A 24,882-nucleotide genomic window follows, 5' to 3' on the forward strand; every position below is an offset into this window, starting at 1 on the left:
CGCAGGAGGCCGGGCGCCGGCAGGGCGCGCACGGCGCCCAGGGCACCGGGCACACCGGGCAGCAGCACGGCGCCGGCACCGGCGGGGCCGACACGGGCGGCGCCGCTGAGCCGACCCACCGCGCAAAGCACGGCCGGCCCGCGCCCGCCGACCACCGCGACTCCGCCGGCGGCGCCCCCGGAACCGGAGGCACCGGAGGCACCGGCGGCGCTGCAGATGGTGCCGACCGCGCCGAACAGGGCACCGGCACCGCAGGCACAGCGGAGACGGGCGGCGACCGGGTCCCCGCGCAGCGGCGCGGGCGCACGGCCTCCCTGCTGTCGGCGGCCATCGCCGCGGCGCGCCGCTCGTGGCCGCTGGCGGTGGTCACGGTCATCGCCGGGGCGGCGGTTGCCGCCGCGGCGGTCTCCTGGCCCGAGGGCGGTTTAGGCAAAAGCGGCGGCATCGGCCCCTTTTTCGAGCGTGAGGACCCGGGGGTCGGTCAAGCCGCCGGACCCGCGCCAACGCTGGCGCCCGCATCCGCGTCGGCGCCCCCATCTGTGCCTGTGCCTGAGTCCGCGCCTGCGTCGGCGTCCGCACCGGCGTCCGCCTCCGCACCGGCATCCGCACCAGCGTCCGCACCGGCGTCCGCACCCGTATCCGCCGACACCGGGCCGCTCAGCCCGAGCGGGGCGGCCGACCGCGGCGCCGGCCTGAGCGGTGTCGTCGCCGGCGAGCGCAAGGCCGAGGCGGTCCACCTCACCATCGCCGCAACCGAGCGGGTGTGGCTGCAGGTCGTCGATGCACAGGGCCGCAACCGTTTCACCGGAGTACTGGACAAGGGCACGGTGCGCGCCTGGAAGGACCCCGACGAGCTGCGGCTGCACCTGGGCAAGGCTTCGGCGGTGCGGGTCACGGTCAACGGCGACCACCGCGGCGCTCCCGCATCGTCGGCACGCGTGGCCCACATCACATACTCGGCCACCGACCTGGTCTGAGTCGCCGACCGCGCCACCGCCGGCATCCGCCGCCCCGGCGCAGGCCGGCGCCCCCGGCCGCCGAAGGAACCCAGCCGGGAGCGGGCAGAGTCCCAAACCGCCGGGAAGAGGACCTACCCTGGGAGGGGCGGGGAGTCCCGCCCACGATCCGCTCCCCACATTCTTGGAAGCCATGTCATCGCGCCGCAAAGTCTCGCTCGTCACACTCGGCTGCGCTCGGAACGAGGTCGACTCCGAGGAACTCGCCGGACGCCTGGAATCGGGCGGATGGGACCTCGTCGACTCCGGCGGCGGTGAACAAGCCGACGTCGTCGTGGTCAACACCTGCGGGTTCATCGACGCGGCCAAACAGGACTCCATCGACGCGCTGCTCTCCGCCGCCGAAGACGGCACCAAGGTGGTGGCCGCCGGCTGCATGGCCGAGCGCTACGGCTCCGAACTCGCCAAGGAGCTGCCAGAGGCCCAGGTCATCGGCTTCGACGACTACACCGGCATCGCAGAGCGCCTCGACGATGTCCTCGAAGGCCGCAGCCTCACCCCGCACGAACCCCGCGACCGCCGCACCCTGCTGCCGATCTCCCCGGTCGAGCGCCCCGGAGGCCAGGACGCCCACGTGCCCGGGCACGCACCCGTCGACCCCCTCACGCCGCTGCCCGAAGGCGTGGCACCGGCATCGGGGCCGCGCATCCCGCGGCGCCGGCTGGCCGGCGGGCCGCTGGCCAACCTCAAGATCGCCTCGGGCTGCGACCGCCGCTGCACCTTCTGCGCGATCCCCGCTTTCCGCGGCGCCTACATCTCCCGCCGCCCCGACGACGTGCTGCGCGAGGCCGAGTGGCTGGCCGGCCAGGGCGTACGCGAGCTCTTCCTGGTCAGCGAGAACTCCACCTCCTACGGCAAGGACCTCGGCGACCTGCGGGCGCTGGAACACCTGCTGCCGCAACTGGCCGGCGTCGAGGGCATCGAGCGGGTACGCGTGAGCTACCTGCAGCCCGCCGAGATCCGGCCGGGCCTGGTCGAGGTGCTGACCTCCACCCCCGGCGTGGTGCCCTACTTCGACCTCTCCTTCCAGCACGCCAGCGAACCGCTGCTGCGCCGGATGCGCCGCTTCGGCTCCCGCGAGCGGTTCCTGGAGCTGCTGGCCACCGTCCGCGCGGCCGCGCCCGAGGCCGGGGTCCGCTCCAACTTCATCGTCGGGTTCCCCGGCGAAACCGAATCCGACGTCGCCGAACTCACCGCCTTTTTGGAGGAGGCCCGGCTCGACGCCGTCGGCCTGTTCGGCTACTCCGACGAAGACGGCACCGAAGCCGCCGGGCTTGAGGGCAAGCTCCCCGACGACACCATCGCCGAACGGGCCGACGCCCTCAACCGGCTAGCGGAGGAACTCATGGCGCAACGTTCCGAGGAGCGTGTCGGCTCCACCGTCGAAGTGCTCGTGGAGTCCGAGCTCGAGGACGGCGCCTACGAGGGCCGCTCGGCCCATCAGGCGCCCGAGGTCGACGGCAGCACCATCGTGTTCGGCGCCGACCTGGCCGTGGGCGACCTCGTCGAGGCCACGGTCACCCAAGCCATGGGCGCCGACCTGGTCGCCGAAGCCACCGGCGAAACCGCGGTAGCGCGATGAGCCCCGACGACTCCGCCCCCGCCCCCGCGCCGGACCGCGTCCCGCTGTGGAACATCGCCAATGTGCTGACCCTCAGCCGGCTGGTGATGGTCCCGCTGTTCGTCGCGTTCATGTTCCTCGACCACCCGGCCTGGCGCTTCGCGGCCTTTGCGGTGTTCGTGGTGGCCGCCATCACCGACCGCGTCGACGGAGAGCTCGCCCGGCGGCGCAACCTCGTCAGCGACTTCGGCAAGATCGCCGACCCCATCGCCGACAAGGCGCTGACCGGTTCGGCCCTCGTGGTGCTGTCGATGCTGGGCGAGCTGTGGTGGTGGGTCACCGCCGCGATCCTGGTGCGCGAACTCGGCATCACACTGCTGCGCTTCGCCGTGATCCGCCAAGGCGTGATCCCCGCCAGCCGCGGCGGCAAGCTCAAGACCGTGATCCAGATCGTGGCGATCTCCATCTACCTGTTCCCGCTGCCCGACCCGCTGATGATCGTGGCGCACGCGGCCATGGCCGCCGCCGTTGCGGTCACCCTGTGGACCGGCGCCGACTACGTCGTGCAGGCGGTGCGGCTGCGCGGCAGCCGCACACCGGACTCCGCGGCCTGATGGACGCGGAGGCGCAGGCGCCGCTGCCCGGCGCCCAGGCCGCCGCTGCGGCGCTGGCCGAGCTCGCGGCGGCCGGCGCCACCCTGGCAACCGCCGAGTCGCTGACCGGCGGCCTGATCGGGGCGGCGCTGACCAGCGTCCCCGGCGCTTCGGCGCTCTACCGCGGCGGCGTCGTCGCCTACGCAACCGACCTCAAGACGCAACTGCTGGGCGTCCCCGGCGGCCTGCTGGCCGAACGCGGCGCGGTCGACCCCGATGTCGCCCGCGCAATGGCCGAGGGCGCCTGCACCCGATTGGCGGCCGATTACGGCCTCGCCGTCACCGGCGTCGCCGGACCCGACCCCCAGGACGGGAAATCCGCCGGCACCGTCTACGCCGCCGTTTGCGTTCCCGGCGGCCGCTGCCGCGGAGGCGAGTTCGATCTCACCGGCGACCGGGCGGCCATCCGCGCCGAAACCGCTGAACAGGCACTTCGCCTGCTCGCCGCCGAAGTGGCTGCTATCACGGGCAAATAACGGCCGCCGTGCAGTTCCAACAGGCCGTTCCAGGGAACAAACCGTCACCAAGATCGTGTTATCCCTGCAGCGAACAGGAAGCCGTGAGGTGCGACGATCGGGCCAGAGACAGGTACGGTGTTTTTTATGAAGGTCGCTACCGGTGGGAGGGAGCGCGAATGATGGTCCTGCTTCGTCACCTGACTGGTGACGTGCTACGGCGGCTGAGGCAGCGACAGGGCCGCACCCTCCGCGAGGTGTCGGCCGATGCACGAGTGTCGTTGGGGTACTTGTCCGAGGTCGAGCGCGGGCAGAAGGAGGCCTCCTCCGAACTGCTCTCCTCGATCTGCGGAGCGTTGGGCGTACCGCTCTCCCAGGTGCTGCGCGAGGTCGCCGACCACCTCGCTCTCGCCGAACTGCAGGAGGCCGCACTGCTCAGCGGATCGGTCCCGGCCGATTCCGTCCCTTCCCCCGAGCACCTGGGCATCGACTCGGTACCCGACCGTGTCCCCGATGTCGTCGACATGGTGGGTGTTTAACGCCCGCCCAACCCCTGAACCCACGCCCGTGGCCCCACGGCGCGCAAACGGCGAAGGCGCCGGCCGCAAATCCCGCGGTCGGCGCCTTTTCGCATCCGCTGAGCACGCTGGGGCCGGGCCCCGCCCCGGCCGGCGCCGGCCGCGGTTGCGCTCAGCACCGCACGGGCGTTTTCCGGCCCGGTCCGCGGGGCAGCGGGTACCCGGCAGGCAGCAACGTCGTATCGGGGGATGATCGCCATGACGAAGATTCACGGACCGCTTGCGGACAGCGCGCGCAAGACCACCGGCGAGGCGCTGCAAGGATCGGTCGTGGACCTCATCGACCTGTCGCTGGCGGCCAAGCAGTGCCACTGGAACGTGGTCGGGCGCTCGTTCCGATCGGTCCACCTGCAGCTGGACGAACTCGTCGACGTCGCACGCAACCACACCGATGTGCTGGCCGAGCGGGCCGTCGCGATCGGCGTCAACCCCGACGGGCGGTCGGTGAAGGTCGCAAGCGACACCCGCATATCCCAGCCCGACCCGGGCTACCTGCAGGACGACAAGGTCATCGCGGTGGTCACCGACGCCCTGAGCGGCCTGGTGGGGCGCTTCCGCGAACGCATCGACACCACCGGCGAGACCGACCCGGTCACCCAGGACCGGCTCATCGCGGCGGCCGAGGACCTCGAACAGCAGCACTGGATGTTCGAGGCCATGCGCTGAGGCCCGCGCAGCGCCCGGCCGGCGCACGCCCCGATCGGTTCGCGGCGTGCGCCGGCCCGCTCAACTGGCCCAGGCGTCGGGGTCTTCCGACAGGGTGCGCACGGTCGGCGGCAGCTTGCCGGTCGAGACGTCCTCCAAGGTCACGCTCTCCAGGATGGAGCGCTCGCTGGCCCGCAGCGCGATCCACACCTGCTGCAGGCTGCGTGCGGCACCGTCGTAGTCGACGTGTTCGGGGCGTTCGCCGCGCACGTTGGCCAGCGGGCCGTCGACGGCCCGGATGACATCGGCCAGCGAGATATCGGCGGGGGAGCGGGCAAGCCAGTAGCCGCCCACCGGCCCCCGCTGGCTGCGCACCAGGCCGGCGCGGCGCAGCTGGGTAAGGATGTTCTCCAGGAATTTACCGGGGATGGCCTGGGCGCGCGCAAGCTGTTCGGCCGTCACCGGGCCGCCGCTGGCGGCGGCGAGCTCGGCCGCGGCACGCAATGCGTAATCGACCCGGGCAGAAAGGCGCATGCTGCGATTATGCCGTGAAACGCGCGGTTCGCGCGCCAGCGGGTGCGCGGAGTGGCGGAGCGGCTGCGTTGACCTGCATCTGTACTTCTCCTACCGGGAATCGGTGACAGGGACGCACAAGCGCCCGGCCGGGGAGCGGGCGCCCGGCGCCCGCTCCCGCCCTCAGCCTACCGATGCGCCCGCCGGCGCCCCCAGCAGCTCGGCGGCGCTCTGCCCGTTGACCCGGGCGGCGCCGTAGGTACTGATATGCGCACGGCACTGCGGCCGCCACACCGGCAGGCCCATCTCCACGACCACGGTCTCCGGCAGCGCCGCGCACACCTCGGCGACCAGCGCCCGCGTGTCGGGGTAGCGGTGCGCATCGCGCACCACCACGACCAGGTCGCGGCCCCGGGCGGCGGCCAGCACGTCGGAGGAGCGGGCGGCGGCCGCATCGAGCCGCCGCGTACCGGGAAACCACGGCGACAACCCCCAGGGCACCTCGCCCACCGCGATACCGGCGGGGGCGTCGATCTCCACCACCACCGGATCGCGCAGCGTGCCCACCTCGCCCTCGACCCGCACCGCCCGCCGCGCCGAATCCAGGCCGATGCCGCCCAACGGCCGGGCCGCGGACCGCTGGGCCGTCCAGGACCGCAACTGCGCGGTGCGCCAGGCCGCCTCCTCCAACCGCTCCCCGCTCAGCCGCCCTTCGGCCACGGCGCCGGTCACCGCGGCCCGCACCCGCTCCACCTGCTCGGCGTAGACGAACCTGCCCAGGCACAGCAGGTCGCAGCCGGCGATCAGGGCCCGCACCGCGGCCTCGGGGATCCCGATGCGGGCGCTGACACCGTCCATCTCCAGCGCGTCGGTGACGATGGCGCCCTCGAACCCCAGTTCGGTGCGCAGCAGATCCGTCACCACACTGGGCGCCAGGGTCGCCGGCCCGCTCAACCCCAGCTCGGGCAGCTCGATGTGCGCGGTCAGGATGCTGCGCACGCCCGCGCCGATGGCCGCCTGGAACGGGCGCAGCTCCCGATCGAACAGCAGGTCCCGGTCGGCGCCGATCACCGGCAGCTCCAGATGCGAGTCCTGGTGGGTGGCGCCGTGGCCGGGGAAATGCTTGGCGCAGGCCGCCACCCCGCCCTCCTGCAGCCCGGCGACCGCGGCCGCGGTGTGGCGCGACACCAGTTCCGCGTCCGCGCCGAAGGAGCGCGTACCGATCCCCGGGTTCTCCGCCACCGTGTTGACGTCGGCCGAAGGCGCCAGGTCCAGGGTGAAACCGAGCTCGCGCAGCTCGGCCCCGAGCGAACGGTGCACCGCCCGGGTCAGGCCGGTGTCGTCGACCGCCCCCAGCGCGGCGTTGCCGGGATAGCCGCTGCCCCGGTGCTGGCCGATGCGGGTGACATCGCCGCCCTCCTCGTCCAACGCGATCAGCGGCGGCGCGGCCCGGCCCGCCTCGGCCAGCCTGGCGTTCAGCCCCGCCACCTGCTCGGGCCCGGCGATGTTGTTGTGGAACAGGCACACACCGGCGATACCGCCGGCGATACCGTCGAGCACCCACCGCGGGGCGTCCTGGGACTCGAACGGCACCAGCAGCGTGGCGTTGGCGAGGCGATCCAGGTGCGGATCTGCGGGCATGAAGACTCCGTTTCACGAAAGGCGAGGACGATGGCGGCGCTGCCGGGCGCTCGCCCGGCGGGGGCGGGGCGCACCAGGGGCAGGTACGGCCCCGCCCCCGGCTTCGCGGCCGGGGCGCGGCGCGGGACTCAGCCCTTGACCGCGCCCATGGTCAGACCGGAGACCATGCGGCGCTGGACGAACAGGAAAAACGCCATCACCGGCAGAGTCAGCAGCGTGGAGGCGGCCATGATCGCGCCCCACTCGGTGCCGAAACGGCCGAAGTAGTAGGACAGCGTCAGCGGCAGCGTGTACTCCTCGGTGCTGCGGCCCAGGAACGTCAGCGCGACGATGAACTCGTTCCAGGCGGTGATGAAGGCGAAGATGCTGGCGGCCACCAGCCCCGGCGCGACCAGCGGCATCAGCACCCGCCAGAACACCGTCCACTGGCCGGCGCCGTCGATGGCGGCCGCCTCCTCCAGCTCCTTGGGCACCGCCGCCACAAAGCCGCGCAGCATCATGATCGTGATGGGCAGCGAGACCGCGGTGTAGACGACGAGGATGCCCGCGAGGTTGCCCAGCATCTGGAACCCGGTGGCGTCCTGGAACCGGCGGAAATTGATGAAGATCGAGATGATCAGCGCTTCGGCCGGCACCATCTGGATCACCATCAGCAGCACGATGAACGCGCTGCGCATCCGGAACCGGAACCGGGCCACCGCAACGGCGGCCAGCAGCGACAGCACCGCGCCGGCGGCGACCGACCCCAGCGTGACGGCAAGGCTGTTGGCCAAAAACTCCCAGAAATCCACACCGGGGATCAGTTGGCCGTTGAGGACCCGGTCGAAGTGCTCCAAGGTCAGCGTGCCCGGAAACAGCCGCGGGTTCTTGGCGAAGATCTCGCCGACCGGTTTGAACGCGGTCGCCACCATCCAGTAGACGGGAAACACCGCGAACAGGAAGACGGCGGCGCCGGCGCAGTACAGGCCCGCCCTGCGCAGCAGCGCCGGGACTGACGTGCGGCGCCGGCGGCGCCGCGGGGCGGGCGGCGCCGCGGCCGCCCTCGCTGTCGCGGTCATCGGGTCTCCCCCTGGCGGATCATGATGCGCAGGTAGTAGGCGGTGACGGCGAGGATCAGCACGGTCATGACCACCGCGATCGCCGACCCCATGCCGTAGTTGGCCGGACTCGCCGAGAACCCCTGCTGGTAGATGTAGTACGAGAGCAGATAGACCGACTTGTTCTGGAAGCTGTTGGCCAGGATGTAGAGCTGGGTGAACACCCGCAGGTCCCAGATGACCTGCAGCACCAGCAGCAGCGCGAACAGCGGGCGCAGCATCGGGAACGTGACACTCCAGAACGAGCGCCAGCCGCCGGCGCCGTCGACCCGCACGGCTTCGTACAGCTCGTGCGGGATGCTTTTCAGCCCGGCCAGCACCGATACCGCGATGAACGGGAACGACTGCCACACGATGACCAGGATCAGCACGCTGAACAGCGAGACCGGTTCCAGAAACCAGTTGTAGTCCAGCCAGCCGCCGCCCACCAGTTGGTCGGGCAGCCGGTCCAATGCCACGTTGACCAGGCCGCGCTCGGGCAGGAACAGCCAGCGGAACACCAGCGAGGCGCTGATGGCGGGGGTGGCCCAGGCCAGCATCATGCCCACCGAAACCGTCACCGAGAACCAGCGCGGCAGCTTGTGCAGCAGGATGCCCACCAGCGTGCCCAGCACCATGGTGATCCCCACCATCAGCACGCACACCACCACGGTGTTGCGCAGAATGGTCCAGAACTCCGGGTCGCCCAGCAGGCGCCGGTAGTGTGCGAACCCGTTCCACTCCGGCGCGGGCGCGTTGGGCAGCAGATTGCGGACGGTGAAGTCGAGCAGCGAGTTCCACACCATCTGCACGACCGGCCACACCAGCACCAGTGCCAGGACGGCCAGGGCCGGCGCGATGAGCAGGTAGGGCGTGGGAACTCTGCGGCGGCGGCGCGGACGGCCGGGCCCGCTCCCGCCGCCCTGCGGCGGCTGCGGCGGGGGATCGGCCCGTACCGCTTCAGCGGTCTGTGCCATGGCAGGACTCCGCATTCAGGTCGGGGCCGGGGCGGCGCGCGGGTGGTCGCCGCCCCGGCACTTACCGGGGCCGATGCTCAGGCGACCGGCTTGTTCAGCGCTTCGGCCAGTTCCTTGTCGGCCTCTTCCAGGACCTTGCCGGGGTCCCCGCCCTTGACGATCTCCAGCACGGCGCTCGGCAGGATCTTGCCGTCCTGGTCGGCGGCGTTCCAGTTCGGTGTCGCCGGGAAGAACTGCGTCTTCTTCATCTGCTCGGCGGCGGCCGCGGTGACCGGGTCGGACTGGTAGGACTCGTCGTCGAGCATCCCGGGGTAGGCGGGGAAGTAGCCCGCCGCATCGGCGTAGCCCCGGCCGCCCTCCTTGTCGCCCATGACCTGGAGCAGCTCGAATGCGGCATCGGGGTGCTCGGTGGTGGCGAACAGGGTCAGCGCCGAACCGCCCGCAAAGGCGGGGGCGGTGCCGTCGGCTCCGGGGATGGGCGCAGCCTCGATTTCGTCCAGCACCGCGGGGTCCTGGGCCTGCTCCTCCATCGAGGTCAGCGCCCAGCCGCCGTCGATGTACATGCCGACCTCGCCGTTGGCCATGTCGGCGAGCGGGACCAGCTCGTTCTCGCCGACGTAGGACTGCGGTGAGGTCTTCTCCTCGGTGGTCAGCCCTGCGTAGAACTCGATGGCCTCGCGGGTCTTGGGGGAGGACAGCTGCGCCTGCCACTCGCCGCCCTCGCGGGTGGCGATCTTGCCGCCGTTGCTCCAGATGAAGCTGGCGATGCCGTTGGTGAAGTCGGTGGGCGCGGCGAAGCCGGGCACGCCCTGCTCCTCCTCGATGGCCTTGGCGACCTCGACCAGTTCCGCCCAGGTCTCGGGCGGCTCCATGTCCATCTCGGACAGCCAGTCGGCGCGGTAGTACAGGGTGCGTACGCCGGCGAACCACGGGATGCCGTACTGCGAGCCGTCGTACTTGCCGTAGTCGACCGCCGCCTGGTCCATGTCGGCCACCGCGCCCCAGTCCGCGGTGCGCGAGGTGATGTCCATGACGGCGCCCTGGGCGGCCCAGTTGGCGACCTGGTCGTTGCCGACCTCCAGCACGTCGGGGGCGTCGCCGCCGGCGAGGGCGTTGTTGATGGACTGCTGGGCGTCGGGCCAGGGGATGAACTCCACCTCGACCTTTGTGCCGGGGTGGTCCTGCTGGTAGCGCTCCTCGACGGTGTCGAAGTACTTCTCGATGGGCTTCTGGGCGGTGCCCATCACCCACACGGTCAGGCTGTCGGGAGCTTGCGACCCGCCGCTCTCGGAGCCGCCTCCGCCGCAGGCGGTGGCGGCGAGCAGCACCGCGGTCGAAAGGGCTGCGGTTCTCACCGGTCTCATGGTGTATCTCCCTTCACGCGTTGCCACGCGCGACGTTGCGTCGAGAGGACGCCCCCGGACATCTCTTGGTCGGTTGCAAGCGCGGTGCGGGCTTCGTCGTCTGTTCGCAAGGTGTGCTGGGATAGCACTGTGTTGTTGTCTCCGCCCTGTCCGGCGGGTGCCGCGGAACTGTAGAGGAGGTGTCGGTGCGGTGGCTCCGCGGATTGGGCGTTAAACTAACAAGAAACTTTCCTAATGGATAGAGAACGGGGTGTCACGGTTATGTCTCGACGTCCTGGGACTCCGCGCCTGCTGCGCCAACTCAACGACCGGGCCGCTCTGGAGCTCCTACTCGCGTCGGGGCCGATGACGCGCACCCAACTCGGCCAGGAGACCGGCCTGTCCAAGGTCACTGCCTCCCAACTGCTCGCCCGCCTCGAAGAACGCCGGCTCGTACACGTCGTCGGCAGCCAGGCCGGCGGGCGCGGCCCCAACGCCGCCCTCTACGCCGTCGTGCCCTCCGCCGCCTACGCCCTGGCCCTGGACATCCGCGCCACCGAGGTCACCGGCGCGCTCGCCGACATCACCGGCCACGTCGCCGGCGAGTTCTCCCTCGACCCCTCCGACACCGGCGACCCCGTCGAACAGGTCCGCAACGCCGTCAACCGGCTCCTGCAGACCTGCGAAGTCACCCCGGAACTCCTCAGCTCCTGCACCATCGGCACACCCGGCGTCGTCGACCCCCGCACGGGCGGCGTCCGGTTCTCCTTCGACCTGCACAGCTGGCTCGAAGGCGCGTTCCGGGCACTGCGCGCCGAACTCGGCCCCACGGTCCGGATCGAAAACGACGTCAACCTCGCCGCGTTGGCCGAACACGCCGAAGGCGCCGGCGAGGACACCTCCGACTTCGTCCTCATCTGGCTCGGCGCCGGCGGCGGCGTCGGCATGGCGATCATGCTCGACGACCGCATCCACTGGGGCGCCACCGGCGGCGCCGGCGAAATCGGCTACCTGCCCGTTCCCGGCGCGCCGCTGCCCGGCGACGTCGGCCTGCCCGGCGGCTACCAGTCACTGCGCCGCACATCCGAACGGCCCACCATCGCCCACGGCTTCCAAGCGCTCGTCGGCGCCCAGGAGATCCGGGCACTGGGCGAGTCGCACGGATACAGCGGAAAAACCGTCGGCGACATCCTTGCCGCCGCCGGCGAGGCCGGGTCCGCCGGCGACGCTTTCCTCGACGAGCTGGCCGAACGCATCGCCCGCGGCGTGGCGGCGGTCTGCGTGGTGCTCGACCCCGGCCTCGTCGTACTCGGCGGCGAGGTCGCCGAAAGCGGCGGCGACGACCTCGCCCGGCGCGTCGCCGGAGCCGCCGCCCGCATCGGACCCAACGCACCCCAGGTCAGCGTCGGCCGGGTCCAATCGCCGGTACTGCGGGGCGCCCTGCTGTCGGCGCTGCAGCACGCACGCGAAGACGTCTTCGACTCCACCGTCGAATGAACGGCAACGGGGAACAGCAGACCGGACCGGCGCCCGGCGGCGAGCCGGAGCGGCCCGGTTCCGGCGGCCGGGGGAGGGGCGGCAGGTAGCGGGCGGCGCGGGCAATGGCGCGGCGGTGCAGCGGGGCGCCGCCGCATCCCGCCGCGCCCTGCCGGGCGGCCCGTCCGGGCCCGCCCGCTGATCAGCCGGCCCCGGCCCCGGCGGCGGCCAACCGGCGGCACATCGCGATCCGCGGCGCCACCACGATGCCCGCCGCCTCCTCGCGCCGCCACTGCTCGCACAACTGCGGCCCCCACTCGGCCCGCGCCAGCTCGGCAAAGCCCCGCCGCGCATACCACGGCGCGTTCCACGCCAGGTCGCGGAAGGTCGTCAACGTCACCGCGGCAAACCCCTCGCTGCCGGCGAGCCCGCACACCGCCTCCACCAAGGCGGTGCCCACACCCCGGCGCCCGTGGTCGGGGTGCACCGCCAACTCCGCCAAGTGCGCCGCCCCGTCCAACACCTCCACCGCCGCGAACGCCCGCACCGGCTCGCAGGCGACCAGCACCCAGCGGGCACTCGCCAGTACCTCCCGCGGATCATCGGGCGGCAGTACCAACCCCGCCTCGGCGAACAGCGCTCCAGCGGCCCGGCTCACCTCCGCAACCGCATCGGTCTCATCCGCACGCATCGGCCGGATCGGGACGGGTACCAGGGGAGCGGACATCAATACCTCGCAGCGGGCGGACTCGGCGGTATCAGCGGGCCCCATCCTCGCGCCGCCGCAACCGCCCGCGCCAACCGGTTTCCCCGGCTCGGCCCCGCAACCGCCGCGATGCGCCGGTTCTGCTGCGTCGCCCCGAAACACCCCGATAACCTGCCGAGCATGGACAACGTCGAACGGGGACGAGCGGTACACGGCACCCGGGTCGCCGTGCCCCCCGGCAACGACGGCCACGCCCTGCTCCGGCTCGCGGCATGCCCCCACTGCCAGTCGGCCGTCAACGCCGACCGCGGCTTCCTCGCCGACTGCTGGAACTGCAAGAAACCGCTGCCCCGCCGGTTCGGCACCCGCCGCGAAATCAAGGTCGAATGGGTGCTCCTCGACGACATCCGGCACGGACACCACCCCGCCGACACGTGGATCTGCACCTGCTGCGGCACGACCGACCCCGTCAGCAACCGCCGGTGCACCAAGTGCAAACGGTCCAGGCACCCCGCCGACCCCTGACCCGGCCGAATCAGCGGCGCAACCGCAGCGCCTTCGGCGTGGCATGGAAGCCCGCGCCGGCCAGCGCCGCATCCAACGGCGTGCCGAACACCTCCGCACCATCGCAGCGCTCCACCGTCAACGACTCCACACCGCCCGCATGCACCAGCTCCGCAAGAGCCCCCGCCGCACGCTCCAACCGCCGCACCGACGAACCGAACGTCAGCGCCGAACGGCCGCCGCGCTCCAAATACAGGGTCGCCACCCCGCCGTCCAGAACCACCAACGCGCCCGCCTTGCGGCCCGGACGCCCCGCGGACCCCGCCGCAGCAGGCCACGGCAGCGCAGCACCGTAAACATTGGCGGGATCCGCCGCGGCAAGCACCACCGGAGGCTCCTCGGTATCCGCCGCCCCCGCGCCGCCAACGGCACGCAACCGGTCAACCGCACCCGGCAGCGCGAACTGGGCCGCCCCCAACCCCTCGACGAAATACCCCCGCCGCGCACGCCCCGCCTCCTCGAACCCCCGCAGCACCGGATACACCGCACTGAACCCGCCCGCACCCCGGCCGCCCGAACGGCGGTCGCCGCGGCGGACCTGCTCGGCCACCACCGGCCCCCGAGTCACCACCCCGTAGCGGTCCAACAGTGCAGCCGTGCCCGCCGCCAACCGCCGAGTCGCATCGGCGCGCTCCGGCAGCAGCCACCACCGCCCCCCAGCAGTCGGCGGACCCATCCGGCTCGGCAGCACCGGCCGCCGCGACCTGCTGCGGTGCGCCGTGGAACCCGCACCCAGCAGCGCGCGCAACGGCGCCGGCGAATCATTGCTGACCAGGCCCGCCCACACCAGCTCCCACAACGCCGCCACGACCGCGGCATCCGAAACCGCCGCCACCCCCGCGGCGCGCACCACCCGGTCGGCGATATCGCGGAAGAACAGCGCGCCGCCCGCCCGCAATGCCGCCAACACCGCCGCCTGCGCCCCCGCCGGCTCCGCCGACTCCGCCGACTCAGCCGGCACCTGGACGGGCTCCGGCAGCAGCTCCGCAGCCTCATCGGCCGGAACCAGGCACACCCACCCGTCATTGCCCGCAAGCGGACCCGCCCCCGCCCACAGCACCTCGCCCGCGTGGGTCAACTCATCCAGCAGCGCCGGCGTATACCCCGCAACCCGCGCCGGCAGCACCAGCGTCTCCAACGCCGACGCCGGAACCGGCGCCCCCCGCAACGACTCCACCGCCTCCAACACCGCATCGGGCCCGCGCAGCCGCCCCTCGGCGGCACCCCCGCCGCCCACCGGCCCCACATGCTGCCACGCCGGCACGAACCGCCCCAGCGCCCGCTGCGGCACCGGCTCCACCTCGCGGCGCAGCCGTGCGATCGACCGCCGCCGCAAGGCCCGCAGCACATCGGGGTCGCACCACTCCGTGCCCTGGCCGCCCGGGCGGAACTCGCCCTCGACGATCCGCCCCGCACCCGCCAGCCGGCGCAGGACCTCGGCCACCGCGCCCCGGTCCAACCCGAACCGTGCCGCCGCGGCACCGGCAGTGAACGGGCCGTGCGTACGCGCATACCGCAGCACCAGATCCCCCAGCGGATCGGCCACCGGCGCCGCGAACGCCGCGGCGGTCCCGGCGAAACCCCCATCAGCGCCATCACCAGCACCGCCATCCGCACCACCCCGCGGAGCCCCGTGCTCAGCCGCCGCCCCCGCCAACCAGTCCGGCAGCACCGCCCCTGCACCATCGCGCAACCGCGCCGCGTCCTCCACCGCAGCCCACCGCCGCTCGCCTGACACCCGCACCCGCACAGCGCGCCGCACCCGCCCCAGCTCCGCCAACGACTCGGCGCCAACCCCCCGCTCGGCGGCCTCCTCCTCGGTCAGCGGCCCCAACTCCCGCAGCAGATCCGCCGCACCTTCCCGCCCCAGCGCCGGATCCATCCGCCGCTGCGGCACCAACCGCTGCAACCACGCGTCATACTCGGCGACCACCTCGGCATCCAGCAGCTCCCGCAGATCCGCCTGCCCCAGCAGGTCGGCCAGCAGCTCCGAATCCAACGTGAGCGCCTGCGCCCGCAACTCCGCCAACGGGGCGTCGCCCTCGTACAGAAACGCCGCCGTGTACCCCATCAGCAACGACTGCGCGAACGGCGACGCCCGCTGGGTCTCGACCTCGACCACCCGCACCCGCCGCGCGCGCACATCAGCCATCAGCCCGACCAAGCCGCCCACGTCGAACACATCGCGCAGGCACTCCCGCACCGCCTCCAACACGATCGGAAACGACCCGAACCGGCCCGCCACCGCCAGCAGCTGCGCCGAACGCTGCCGCTGCTGCCACAACGGCATACGCCGGCCCGGGCGGCGCCGCGGCAGCAGCAGCGCCCGTGCCGCACACTCCCGGAACCGCGCCGCGAACAGCGCCGACCCGCCCAACTCCGCGGTGACCGCGTCCTCGACCTCCTCGGGAGCCACCACCAGCGAATCCGCCAATCCACCGGCACCTCCACCGGCACCGCCGCGGCGCGAGCGCGCGGTACCGCTCCCGGACCCGCCCTCAGTCCCGCCCCCGCCCGGATCGTCCACATCCGGCAGCCGCACCACGATCCCGTCGTCGCCGTGCACCACCTGCGCATCCATCCCGTAGCGCTCCCGCAACCGCGCACCGATCACCAGCGCCCACGGCGCATGCACCCGCGCGCCCAGCGGCGAATGCACCACCGCGCGCCAATCGCCCAACTCGTCGCGGAACCGCTCGACCACCACCGTGCGCTCGTCGGGCACCCACCCGGTCGACTCCGCCTGCTCGCCCAGGTAATCCACCAGGTTGGCCGCGGCCCACTCGTCCAGCCCCGCCCCGCGCGCCCGCTCGACCGCCGCCGGCCCCTCCGCGCCGCTCAACTCGCGCGCCATCGCCCCGATCGCCCGGCCCAACTCCGCCGGACGCCCCTGCGCATCGGCCTTCCAGAACGGCAGCCGGCCCGGCCGCCCCGGCGCCGGAGACACGGTCACCCGGTCGGCGGTGATCGACTCGATCCGCCACGCGCTCGCACCCAGCACGAACACGTCGCCCACCCGCGACTCGTAGACCATCTCCTCGTCCAGCTCACCCACCCGGCTGGGACCACCGCCGCCGCCCGCGGCCAGATGCACCGCATAGGTGCCCCGGTCGGGAATGGTCCCTCCGCTGGTCACCGCCAGCCGCTGCGCACCCGGCCGCCCCGACACCGTGCCGCCCGAACCCGGGCTCCCGCCGTCGCGATCCCACACCAACCGCGGCCGCAACTCCGCGAACTCGTCGGAGGGATAGCGGCCCGACAGCATGTCCAGCACCCCCGACAGCGCCGAATCCGGCAGCGACGCGAACGGAGCCGCCCGGCGCACCAGCGCCCCGAGCCCCGCCACCTCCCACTCCTCCATCGCCGCCATCGCCACCACCTGCTGGGCCAGCACATCCAGCGGGTTGTGCGGCATCTGCAACTCCTCGATCCGCCCCTGCCGCATCCGCTCCACCACCACCGACGCCGTCAGCAGATCGCCCCGGTACTTCGGAAACAGCACCCCCCGTGAAACCTCGCCCACATGGTGGCCGGCCCGCCCCACCCGCTGCAGCCCGCTGGCGACCGAAGGCGGCGACTCCACCTGCACCACCAGGTCCACCGCACCCATATCGATGCCCAACTCCAGACTGGAGGTCGCCACCACGCACGGCAGCCGCCCCGCCTTCAGGTCGGCCTCGATCAACGCGCGCTCATCCTTGGACACCGAACCGTGGTGCGCCCGCGCGACCACCCCCGGCTCAGCCCCGTAACCCTGCCCCGCCTCGGCCATCACCTCGGCAGGAGACAACCGCGGTGCGGCCGGACCGCCCGGCGCGGGGGAAGACGCGCCGGGCGGAGCAGCAGCCCCCGCCGATCCACCCGGCCCGGCCGCACCCCCGCCGACCGCGCGGCGTTCCTCGGCCAGCTCGTTCAACCGCGCACACAACCGCTCGGCCACCCGCCGCGAATTGCAGAACACGATCGAGGAGCGGTGCCCCTCGACCAAATCCAGCACCCGTTCCTCGACATGCGGCCAGATCGACCTGCGCGCCTTGGACGCCCGGTCGTCCGACCGCCCCGCCGGCACCGCCGACTCCAACTCGGCCATGTCCTCGACGGGCACCGCGATCCGCACATCCAGCGACGGCGTGTTCGGCGGCGCCACCACCGAAGCCGGCCGCGGCCCGCCCAGAAACGCCGCGACCTCCTCGGGAGGCCGCACGGTCGCCGACAATCCGATCCGCTGCGCCGGAGCATCCAGCCGCGCGTCCAACCGCTCCAGGCTCAGCGCCAGATGCGCACCCCGCTTCGTGCCCGCCAGCGCGTGCACCTCGTCGACGATCACGGTCTCGACACCGGCCAGCCCCGCCCGCGCCTGCGAGGTCAGCACCAGAAACAGCGATTCCGGCGTGGTGATCAGGATGTCCGGCGGCCGCCGCGCCAGCCGCTGCCGCTCGTTGGCGGGGGTATCGCCGGTGCGCATCCCAACCGACAGCTCCGTCGGCTCAAGACCCGCCGCCTGGGCCGCCCGCCGGATACCCGACAGCGGAACCCGCAGGTTGCGCTCGATATCGGCGGCCAGCGCCTTCAACGGCGACACATACAGCACGCGGCAGCGCCGCACCCGGTCATCGGGCACCGGCGCCGCAGCGAGACCGTCCAGCGCCCACAGGAATGCCGAAAGGGTCTTGCCCGACCCGGTCGGGGCGACCACCAGCGTGTTCTCGCCCCGCGACACCGAATCCCACGCGCTGATCTGCGCCGGAGTGGGCCCTGCGGGAAAAGCCCCCTCAAACCAGGTACGTGTCGCCTGCGAGAAACGGCGCAGCGGATGGGCGCCGCCCCCGCCGCGGCCGGTGCCGGAGGCACTGGAGCCGGGATCGCCAACAGAGGACATGTGACCAGTCTGCAACGCGGTACCGACGAAACCGAGCAGCATACGGCGAGTACGGCGGATGGCGCGGAGTGCGGGCGGCTGCGCCCCGAGCGGGCGCCCGACCGCGGCCCGGTGCGCTTCCGGCCGGCGTCCCCGGAGGTGACAGCACCGCCGCGGGGGTTCGATACTGGAGGCAATGAGACTTTCGCACTTCTGGGAGCGCATGTACGGCCAGTTCGGCGAGGCCTACGCCGACAGCCTCGCCCGCGACCACGTCATCGACATCCTCGGCTCGCGCACGGTCGAACAGGCCCTCTCCGCCGGCGTCAACCCCAAGGAGGTGTGGCGCGCTGTCTGCGAGACCTTCGACCTCCCGGCCGGCGCGCGCTGACCGCGGGCAGGCCCGGATCCGGCGCGGCCGGACGGCTGCGTGCCCGCGGCGACGCGCCGGGATGCCTGGGGACGGCGGGCGGTCGAACAGAGGTTCGGGTAGGCTGGTGGTGTATCCGGGGCCGGTGGGATCGCCGCGTCGGCCTCCGCCCGGACCACGGCGCCCCTGGGCCGGGCGTCTGCGAGCGGGCACCTGCCGGCGGCCGTCACCAGACCGCCGCACTTGTCCACAGGCGCGCCAACGCGGTCGAGGTTTGTCCTAGCCACCGCGTAGCGTCGCTCCCAATATGAACAAGAAGACGTCGACCCAACAGGGGTTCCCCGTGGCTGCTGCAGATCGAGACAAGGCTCTCGAAACCGCGCTCGCTCAGATCGAGCGCCAGTTCGGCAAGGGCTCCGTCATGCGCCTCGGCGATGACCAACGCCCCCCGATCGAATACTTCCCTTCCGGCTCCATTTCCCTCGACCTCGCCCTGGGGATCGGCGGAATTCCGCGCGGCCGTATTGTTGAGATCTACGGGCCCGAGTCCTCCGGCAAGTGTCTGGTCGCCGATACCCGCGTGTGGACCGACCGCGGGCTGGAAACCGTTGAGGAACTGTTCGAGCGCGCCGGGCAGCCCGCCTCCTGCACCAGCCGCACCACCGATATCCGCGACCAGGGCATCCGCGCCGTCAACGAGCGCGGCGAACTCGAACCCGTCGCCGCGCTCACCCACAACAACCGCAAACCCGTACTGCGCATCACCCTCGAATCCGGCCGCCGCATCTCGGTCACGCACAACCACCCGCTCCGTGTCATCAACACCGACGGATACATCGTCTGGCGCAAGGCGGGCGACATCTCCACCGGCGACACCGTCGTCTCGGCCCGGTTCGGCGCAAAGGAGGCCGCCTCGGGCGACGGCCTCAGCGAGGACGAGGCCGTCTTCCTCGGCTACCTCGTCGCCGAGGGCACGCTGGGCGATCCCTACAAGCTGCAGTTCACCAACGGAGACCCCGAGGTCGGCGCCGAGTTCAGCGCGCTGGCCCGCTGGCTCCTCGACACCGAGGTCCGCGAGTACGCCGGCAAGAACTGCACCGAGTATGTGGTCTCCGGCAAGGCGGTGCGCGCCCGCGTGGCCGACACCTACGGCCTGGGCTACTGCGGCGCAGCCGAGAAAACCGTCCCCCGCTGCGTCCGCACCGCCGGCGACAAGGCCCAGCGCGCCTTCCTTTCGGCGCTGTTCGAGGGCGACGGATGGATCGACTCCGGCTCCACCGTGGGCCTGGGCACCGCATCCGAACAGCTCGCCCGCGACGTCCAGTTGCTGCTCTACGGGTTGGGCGTGCCCGCTTCGATCTACGGCAAGTACAACGCCGAATACCAGCGCACGTACTGGAGCGTCACTGTCAACCCGACAGTCACCCACCGCTTCCTCGACGAGGTCGGGTTCCGCTCCGCGCGCCGGCAGGCCCAGATCGACCGCAACTTCCGGTTGACCCTGCACAATGCCCGCCTGGAAAGCATCCCGCACCTGAGCGGCCTGGTGCGCAGTCTGCGCGACTCGGTCGGCGGCGACCGCCACTTCGACGACGTGGCGGGCGACCTCTTCCGCACCGATGTCGATGTTCCCTGCGGCCGCGAGACCCTGCGCAACATCATCCGCTGGGCCGACGACCGCCCGCACCTGATCGGCCCGTCCATCCGGCCGGTCCTGGACTACCTGCGCCACCTCGCCGCGGCCCCCCACACCTACGAGGCGGTCGCCGCCATCGAGGACGGCGGGCTCCAGCCCACCTTCGACCTCATGCTGCCCGACACCCACAGCTTCGTGGCCGAAGGCATGCTGTCCCACAACACCACCGTCGCCCTGCACGCCGTGGCCAGCGCGCAAAAGGCCGGCGGGATCGCCGCATTCATCGATGCCGAGCACGCGCTCGACCCGGAATACGCAAAGAAGATCGGCGTCAACACCGACGATCTCCTGCTTTCCCAGCCCGATACCGGCGAACAGGCGCTGGAAATCGCCGACATGCTGATCCGTTCGGGCGCGGTCTCCATCCTGGTCGTCGACTCCGTGGCCGCACTGGTCCCCCGCGCCGAGATCGAGGGCGAAATGGGCGACAGCCACGTCGGTCTCCAGGCACGCCTGATGTCGCAGGCCCTCCGCAAAATTGCCGGTGCATTGCACTCAACCGGGACAACCGCGATTTTCATCAACCAACTTCGCGAAAAGGTCGGAGTCATGTTCGGGAGTCCCGAAACGACCACCGGCGGCCGTGCGCTGAAGTTCTATTCGTCGGTGCGGTTGGATGTGCGGCGGATCGAGACGTTGAAGGACGGAACCGACGCGGTCGGGAACCGGACCCGGGTCAAGGTCGTGAAGAACAAGGTCGCGCCGCCGTTCAAGCAGGCCGAGTTCGACATCCTCTACGGGGTGGGGATCTCGCGCGAGGGCGCGCTGATCGACCTCGGTGTCGAGCAGGGCGTCGTGCGCAAGTCCGGCGCCTGGTACACCTACGAGGGCACCCAGCTCGGGCAGGGCAAGGAGAACTCGCGCAACTTCCTGCGCGAGAACGTCGACATGGCCAACGAGGTCGAGAAGAAGATCAAGGAGAAGCTGGGCGTGCCCAGCGCCGGCGACGACTCCGCCGGTTCCGCGGGCGCCACCGACACCAAGGCGGCCGACACCAAGACCCCGGCGAAGGACACCGGCACCAAGGACGCCGCAGGTAAGGACGCAGCGGGCAAGGACACCGACGCGGCGGCCGCAGCACCCGCGGCGGCCAAGCGGACGAGCCGGACCAAGGCCACCCCGCCTGCGGATGCCTGATCCGGACGACACCATCGGCGACAACGTCCCCGAACCCGGTTCCTGGGCGGGCGGGTCCGTTGACTGCGAGGACCCCGAGGCCAAGGCGCGCGGCATCTGCCTGCGCCTGCTGACCTCGGCTCCGCGCACGCGGGCCCAGCTCGCCCAGGCGCTGCGGCGTCGCGGGATCGACGAAGACGTGGCCGAGTCCGTGCTGGGGCGCTTCAGCGAGGTCGGGCTGATCGACGACGCCGCATTTGCCGATGCCTGGGTCGACTCCCGGCATGCGGGGCGCGGGCTGGGGCGCAAGGCATTGGCGGCCGAGCTGCGGCGGCGCGGCGTGGCCGAGGACACGGTCCGCGACGCGGTCGACGATCTCAGCGCCGATCAGGAGGAGGAGACCGCCCGCCGGCTCGCGCGGCGCAAACTCGGTGGTTCGCGCGGGCACGACTCCGCGGCGCGGGCGCGGCGCACCCTGGCCATGCTGGCGCGCAAGGGGTATTCGGCGGGGTTGGCCTACCGGGTGGTGCGCGAGGAACTGGAGGCCGAAGGCGCCGAGGTCGAGCTGCCCGATCCCGATACGGAGTAGCGCTGCGCCGGCGCCGGGGCGGTCCCGGCGCGCCCGGGTCACCAGCTCGGGTTGAGGAGTTGGTAGAGGATGTGGTCCTGCCATTCGCCGGCGATCTGCAGGTACTGCGGGGCTCTGCCGTAGGCGGCGAAACCGTTGCGCTGCAGTACCCGCTGCGATGCCGTGTTGTGCGGCAGGGTCTCGGCTTGGAGCCGGTGCAGCCCCAGCCCGGCAAAGACGGTGTGCACGGTTTCGTTGACGGCCTTGGTCGCCAGACCGCGGCCGTTGTGGCTCCGGCCGACCCAGTAGCCGATGCTCGCCGACTGGAACGCGCCGCGGACTATGCCGTTCACGGTGATCCGGCCGACAACCTGTGCGGCGTCGTCGAGGATGACCTGCGGCAGCATCCGGTCGGCCGCGTGCTCGCGCAGTGCGTGCAGGACAACGGCCTGCTGGTGTTTTGCGGTGAAGTAGCGGTCGTCGCGGGCCGGTTCCCAGGGAGCGAGGAACTCCCGGTTGTTCCGCAGCAGTTCGGCGAGGACGGGTGCATCGTCGGCGGATACGAGCCGCGTTGTGGGCATTGCGGGTCCTTGGGTATGCGACGGTGCGCGGGAACCGCCGGCCGGGCCGAACCGGTCTGCCCGGTCCACCCGGCCGGCGGTTCCCGCGGCTCTAAGAGCGGTGCGCCCGTTCGTCGGTGCGGTCTTCGAGCGGGGGCAGGGGCTCGGCGACCAGGTCGGCGTCGGAGGCATCACCGTGGCCGGGTTCGGCCGTTGGGGTGTCTGCTGCCGCGGTGTCCGGCGGGTCGGCGGGGCCGGGGCCGGACCCGCCGGCGGCGTACTCGGTGACCAGTTCGATCGAGGGCACATCGGGCGGGGTGAACCCGAAGACCTCGCCGTAGAACGCCAGTTCCGCTTCCAGCGCCCGCTGCTGGTTCGCGGCGGAGCGCAGGCCGTGCCCTTCGCCGTCGAACTCCACCAGAGCGTGCCGGACACCGCGTTCGCCCAGCCCGGCCGCCAGCGCGCGGGCCTGGTTGGGTGGTACGACGGGGTCGTCGGTGCCCTGCAGGATCAGTACCGGCGCCGACAATTCGGCGGCCCGGTTGATGGGGGAGCGTTCGCGGTAGGTGGCGGCGTAGCCCGGCAGCGGCCCGACCAGTCCGTCGAGGAACCGCGACTCGAAGTCGTGGGTTTCGGCGGCCAGCCGCAGCAGGTCGGTCACGCCCCACTGCGATGTTCCGCAGGCGAAGGTGTCGCCGCACAACGCGAGCAGCGTGGTCAGCCCCCCGGCGCTGCCGCCGCGCACCGCCAGGCGTTCGGGGTCGGCGGCGCCTTCCTGGACCAGGCCCTGTGCGGCCGCGGTGGCGTCCTCCACATCGACGACGCCCCACTGCCCGTGCAGGCGTTCGCGGTAGGTGCGCCCGAACCCGATGGAACCGCCGTAGTTGACGTCCACGATGCCGATGCCGCGGCTGGTGAAGTAGGCCTTGGTGAGGTCGAGTGCGGTGAGCGCTTTGGCGACCGGGCCGCCGTGCACCCACACCGCGTAGGGGGCGGGTCCCTCGCCGGTGGCACCGGGGTTGGCGGGCGGGTAGACGGTGGCGTGCACGGTGCCGCCGTAGCGACCGCTGAAGGTGGTGGTGCGCGGGGTGGGCAGGTAGTCGGCTTCGGGCAGGTCGTCGCGCGACCGGCGCAGCACCTCGACGCTGCCGTCGCCGGGGTCGAGCCGCACCAGGCTCTGGGGGGTGCGGGTGCCGGCGGCGAGCCCGATGATGGTGCGTCCGTCGCCGGCCAGGGTCTGCCAGCTTTCCAGCCCGGTTTCCAAAAGGGACAGTTCCGCGGTTGCGGGATTGTAGACACCGGGGGTGAGGTCGGTGTGGCCGTGCAGGGTGACCAGGCGGCCGTCGTCGAGCCGCTGGTAGGGCTGCATGCCCAGGGAGAAGCCGTGGGTGAACTCTTCTTCGGCGGGGTAGAGCGCGAGGGCCGGTCCGGTCAGGCCGATCTCGTAGAGGTTCCACCAGCCGGGCCAGTCGGAGAGGAAGGCGATGGTGGTGTCGTCGCGCCATGCGGGGGAGAGCACCGATTCGTTGACGCCGCCTTTGAGGGTGTAGGCGCCGGTGACCGTGCCGTTTTCGAGGGTGCCCACGCGCAGTTCGGTGCCGTCCCAGGGCATGCGGGGGTGGTTCCAGGTGATCCAGGCCAGGTGTTCTCCGCCGGGTGCGGGGGTGGGGCAGGCGTAGAAGTCGGCGCCGGTGACGAGTTCGGTGACGGCGCCGGGGTCGCCTGCGGCGCGGCCCGACAGCGGCACGGACACGATCGATCGGGTCGGGCGCTGCGGGTCTTGGCCGTGTTGGCCCTGCTGGTCGCCGTCCCCGCCGTGGCCGCCGGGGGCGGGGTGGCTTTCCCGGACGCAGATGATGCGTTCGCCGTCAGGGCTGAGGGTGAGGTCGGCGTAGCGCAGCCCAGCGGGAGTGCGGGGTTCGGGGGTGAGGGGCGAGGGTGTGGCGGCGCCGTGCTCCAGCAGGTAGAGCCGCTGGTCGCCGCGGTTGGCGAAGACGATGCCGTAGCGGGTGGGGTCCGTGCCGTCGCGGGGTGGTACCGGCAGGTAGGAGCGGCCGCCGTATTCGTGGACGCGGGTGCGCACGTCCCAGGTCGCGCCGAGCAGCTCGCTCAGTGCGCCGTCGGCGTCCCGGTGCATGACGGTGGTGCGTCCGCCCTGGTCGGGGCGGGACTCCTCCCACCAGGTCTGCTCGCCCGCGACGCTGGGGTAGCCCAGCCGCCGTTCTCCTTGGGCGACGTCACTCGCAGCGATGGGCGATGGCCAGGCGCCGTAGGGGGCCGTCACGCGGTCGGTCATGGGGAAACTTTGCACTCTGTGGGCTTTAGGAATGACATGTCGACCTTAGTGGTATAAGGCCGTCAGCGCAGTAGGACGGCCAGGCAGGCGGGTGGTCGTGCGGTGCCGTGCATGGGGTGCTCCGGTGCCGCGGGGCCACCGTATCCGGCCATTCGTTCCCTAGTTGTAATCCGCCGTGCGCGATGACGTATCACGGTGCTGCCTATAGTCCAGC

The 24,882-nt window shown here is 72.0% G+C and carries 20 protein-coding genes and 1 pseudogene; 12 read left to right on the forward strand and 9 right to left on the reverse strand.

Annotation, left to right across the window (positions count from 1 at the left end; genetic code table 11):
- From ACYVD5_RS21415 to ACYVD5_RS21440, 6 genes are all read left to right on the forward strand, one after another.
- Positions 1 to 977, forward strand: a 977-nt coding sequence (locus ACYVD5_RS21415; protein ID WP_461002897.1) for a DUF4115 domain-containing protein, incomplete at its 5' end; no start/stop codon positions are given.
- A 172-nt stretch (positions 978 to 1,149) separates the two neighbouring features.
- The gene (gene rimO, locus ACYVD5_RS21420; protein ID WP_461002898.1) at positions 1,150 to 2,598 is read left to right on the forward strand and encodes a 30S ribosomal protein S12 methylthiotransferase RimO; all 1,449 of its coding nucleotides are present in this window, start codon (positions 1,150 to 1,152) and stop codon (positions 2,596 to 2,598) included.
- A complete protein-coding gene (pgsA, locus tag ACYVD5_RS21425) occupies positions 2,595 to 3,191 on the forward strand; it encodes a CDP-diacylglycerol--glycerol-3-phosphate 3-phosphatidyltransferase (protein WP_461002899.1) in 597 nt (198 codons plus the stop codon). Before rimO ends, pgsA begins: the two co-directional genes overlap by 4 nt.
- Positions 3,191 to 3,706 carry a CinA family protein gene (locus tag ACYVD5_RS21430; RefSeq protein ID WP_461002900.1) on the forward strand — a complete coding sequence of 172 codons (516 nt, stop codon included), beginning with the start codon at positions 3,191 to 3,193 and terminating at the stop codon, positions 3,704 to 3,706. Before pgsA ends, ACYVD5_RS21430 begins: the two co-directional genes overlap by 1 nt.
- A 158-nt stretch (positions 3,707 to 3,864) precedes the next feature.
- Complete coding sequence (locus ACYVD5_RS21435; RefSeq protein ID WP_461002901.1) at positions 3,865 to 4,224, forward strand: helix-turn-helix domain-containing protein; 360 nt, start codon at positions 3,865 to 3,867, stop codon at positions 4,222 to 4,224.
- Positions 4,225 to 4,461: 237 nt separating this feature from the next.
- Entirely contained in the window at positions 4,462 to 4,929 is a 468-nt protein-coding gene (locus ACYVD5_RS21440) for a Dps family protein (RefSeq protein WP_461002902.1), read from the forward strand.
- A gap of 60 nt (positions 4,930 to 4,989) precedes the next feature.
- Here ACYVD5_RS21440 and ACYVD5_RS21445 read toward each other — a convergent pair whose 3' ends face one another.
- The 5 genes from ACYVD5_RS21445 to ACYVD5_RS21465 all read right to left on the reverse strand — a co-directional run bounded on the left by ACYVD5_RS21445 (position 4,990) and on the right by ACYVD5_RS21465 (position 10,479).
- Positions 4,990 to 5,442 carry an RrF2 family transcriptional regulator gene (locus ACYVD5_RS21445; protein ID WP_461002903.1) on the reverse strand — a complete coding sequence of 151 codons (453 nt, stop codon included), beginning with the start codon at positions 5,440 to 5,442 and terminating at the stop codon, positions 4,990 to 4,992.
- 162 nt (positions 5,443 to 5,604) lie between these two features.
- Positions 5,605 to 7,062, reverse strand: coding sequence for a glycoside hydrolase family 3 protein (locus ACYVD5_RS21450; protein WP_461002904.1), 1,458 nt, complete (start codon positions 7,060 to 7,062; stop codon positions 5,605 to 5,607).
- A gap of 128 nt (positions 7,063 to 7,190) precedes the next feature.
- Positions 7,191 to 8,120 (reverse strand): carbohydrate ABC transporter permease, encoded by a 930-nt coding sequence (locus ACYVD5_RS21455; protein WP_461002905.1) that lies wholly within the window; start codon positions 8,118 to 8,120, stop codon positions 7,191 to 7,193.
- Entirely contained in the window at positions 8,117 to 9,115 is a 999-nt protein-coding gene (locus tag ACYVD5_RS21460) for a carbohydrate ABC transporter permease (RefSeq protein WP_461002906.1), read from the reverse strand. Before ACYVD5_RS21460 ends, ACYVD5_RS21455 begins: the two co-directional genes overlap by 4 nt.
- A 77-nt stretch (positions 9,116 to 9,192) precedes the next feature.
- Positions 9,193 to 10,479, reverse strand: a complete 1,287-nt coding sequence (locus ACYVD5_RS21465; RefSeq protein ID WP_461002907.1) for an extracellular solute-binding protein — start codon at positions 10,477 to 10,479, stop codon at positions 9,193 to 9,195.
- Between the two features lie 261 nt (positions 10,480 to 10,740).
- Between ACYVD5_RS21465 and ACYVD5_RS21470 the strand changes: the two genes are divergently transcribed.
- Positions 10,741 to 11,955, forward strand: a complete 1,215-nt coding sequence (locus tag ACYVD5_RS21470) for an ROK family transcriptional regulator (RefSeq protein ID WP_461002908.1) — start codon at positions 10,741 to 10,743, stop codon at positions 11,953 to 11,955.
- Positions 11,956 to 12,136: 181 nt separating this feature from the next.
- On the opposite strand, the gene ACYVD5_RS21475 is transcribed toward ACYVD5_RS21470, so the two are convergent.
- Positions 12,137 to 12,661 carry a GNAT family N-acetyltransferase gene (locus ACYVD5_RS21475; RefSeq protein WP_461002909.1) on the reverse strand — a complete coding sequence of 175 codons (525 nt, stop codon included), beginning with the start codon at positions 12,659 to 12,661 and terminating at the stop codon, positions 12,137 to 12,139.
- Positions 12,662 to 12,820: 159 nt separating this feature from the next.
- On the opposite strand from ACYVD5_RS21475, the gene ACYVD5_RS21480 reads away from it, so the two are divergent.
- Positions 12,821 to 13,165: a hypothetical protein gene (locus tag ACYVD5_RS21480; RefSeq protein WP_461002910.1), complete on the forward strand. Its 345-nt coding sequence runs from the start codon at positions 12,821 to 12,823 to the stop codon at positions 13,163 to 13,165.
- Between the two features lie 10 nt (positions 13,166 to 13,175).
- On the opposite strand, the gene ACYVD5_RS21485 is transcribed toward ACYVD5_RS21480, so the two are convergent.
- The gene (locus tag ACYVD5_RS21485; RefSeq protein WP_461002911.1) at positions 13,176 to 18,083 is read right to left on the reverse strand and encodes a DEAD/DEAH box helicase; all 4,908 of its coding nucleotides are present in this window, start codon (positions 18,081 to 18,083) and stop codon (positions 13,176 to 13,178) included.
- Between the two features lie 175 nt (positions 18,084 to 18,258).
- On the opposite strand from ACYVD5_RS21485, the gene ACYVD5_RS21490 reads away from it, so the two are divergent.
- The 4 genes and pseudogenes from ACYVD5_RS21490 (at position 18,259) to ACYVD5_RS21505 (ending at position 21,833) form a co-directional block, all read left to right on the forward strand.
- Entirely contained in the window at positions 18,259 to 18,453 is a 195-nt protein-coding gene (locus ACYVD5_RS21490) for a DUF3046 domain-containing protein (protein ID WP_461002912.1), read from the forward strand.
- A 322-nt stretch (positions 18,454 to 18,775) separates the two neighbouring features.
- A pseudogene (locus ACYVD5_RS21495) lies at positions 18,776 to 19,003 on the forward strand (recombinase RecA); the annotation flags it as partial.
- On the forward strand, positions 18,995 to 21,265 hold the full coding sequence (gene recA, locus ACYVD5_RS21500; protein ID WP_461002997.1) for a recombinase RecA: 2,271 nt from the start codon (positions 18,995 to 18,997) through the stop codon (positions 21,263 to 21,265). The pseudogene ACYVD5_RS21495 and the gene recA, both read left to right, overlap by 9 nt.
- The gene (locus ACYVD5_RS21505; RefSeq protein WP_461002913.1) at positions 21,258 to 21,833 is read left to right on the forward strand and encodes a regulatory protein RecX; all 576 of its coding nucleotides are present in this window, start codon (positions 21,258 to 21,260) and stop codon (positions 21,831 to 21,833) included. Before recA ends, ACYVD5_RS21505 begins: the two co-directional genes overlap by 8 nt.
- Before the next feature lie 38 nt (positions 21,834 to 21,871).
- Here the strand turns inward: ACYVD5_RS21505 and ACYVD5_RS21510 are convergent, their stop codons facing one another.
- Together ACYVD5_RS21510 and ACYVD5_RS21515 are read right to left on the reverse strand one after the other, a co-directional pair.
- Positions 21,872 to 22,393, reverse strand: a complete 522-nt coding sequence (locus ACYVD5_RS21510) for a GNAT family N-acetyltransferase (protein ID WP_461002914.1) — start codon at positions 22,391 to 22,393, stop codon at positions 21,872 to 21,874.
- Positions 22,394 to 22,484: 91 nt separating this feature from the next.
- Positions 22,485 to 24,668: a S9 family peptidase gene (locus tag ACYVD5_RS21515; RefSeq protein ID WP_461002915.1), complete on the reverse strand. Its 2,184-nt coding sequence runs from the start codon at positions 24,666 to 24,668 to the stop codon at positions 22,485 to 22,487.
- Positions 24,669 to 24,882: the final 214 nt, after the last annotated feature.

The organism is Streptomonospora sediminis (genome assembly GCF_054778995.1).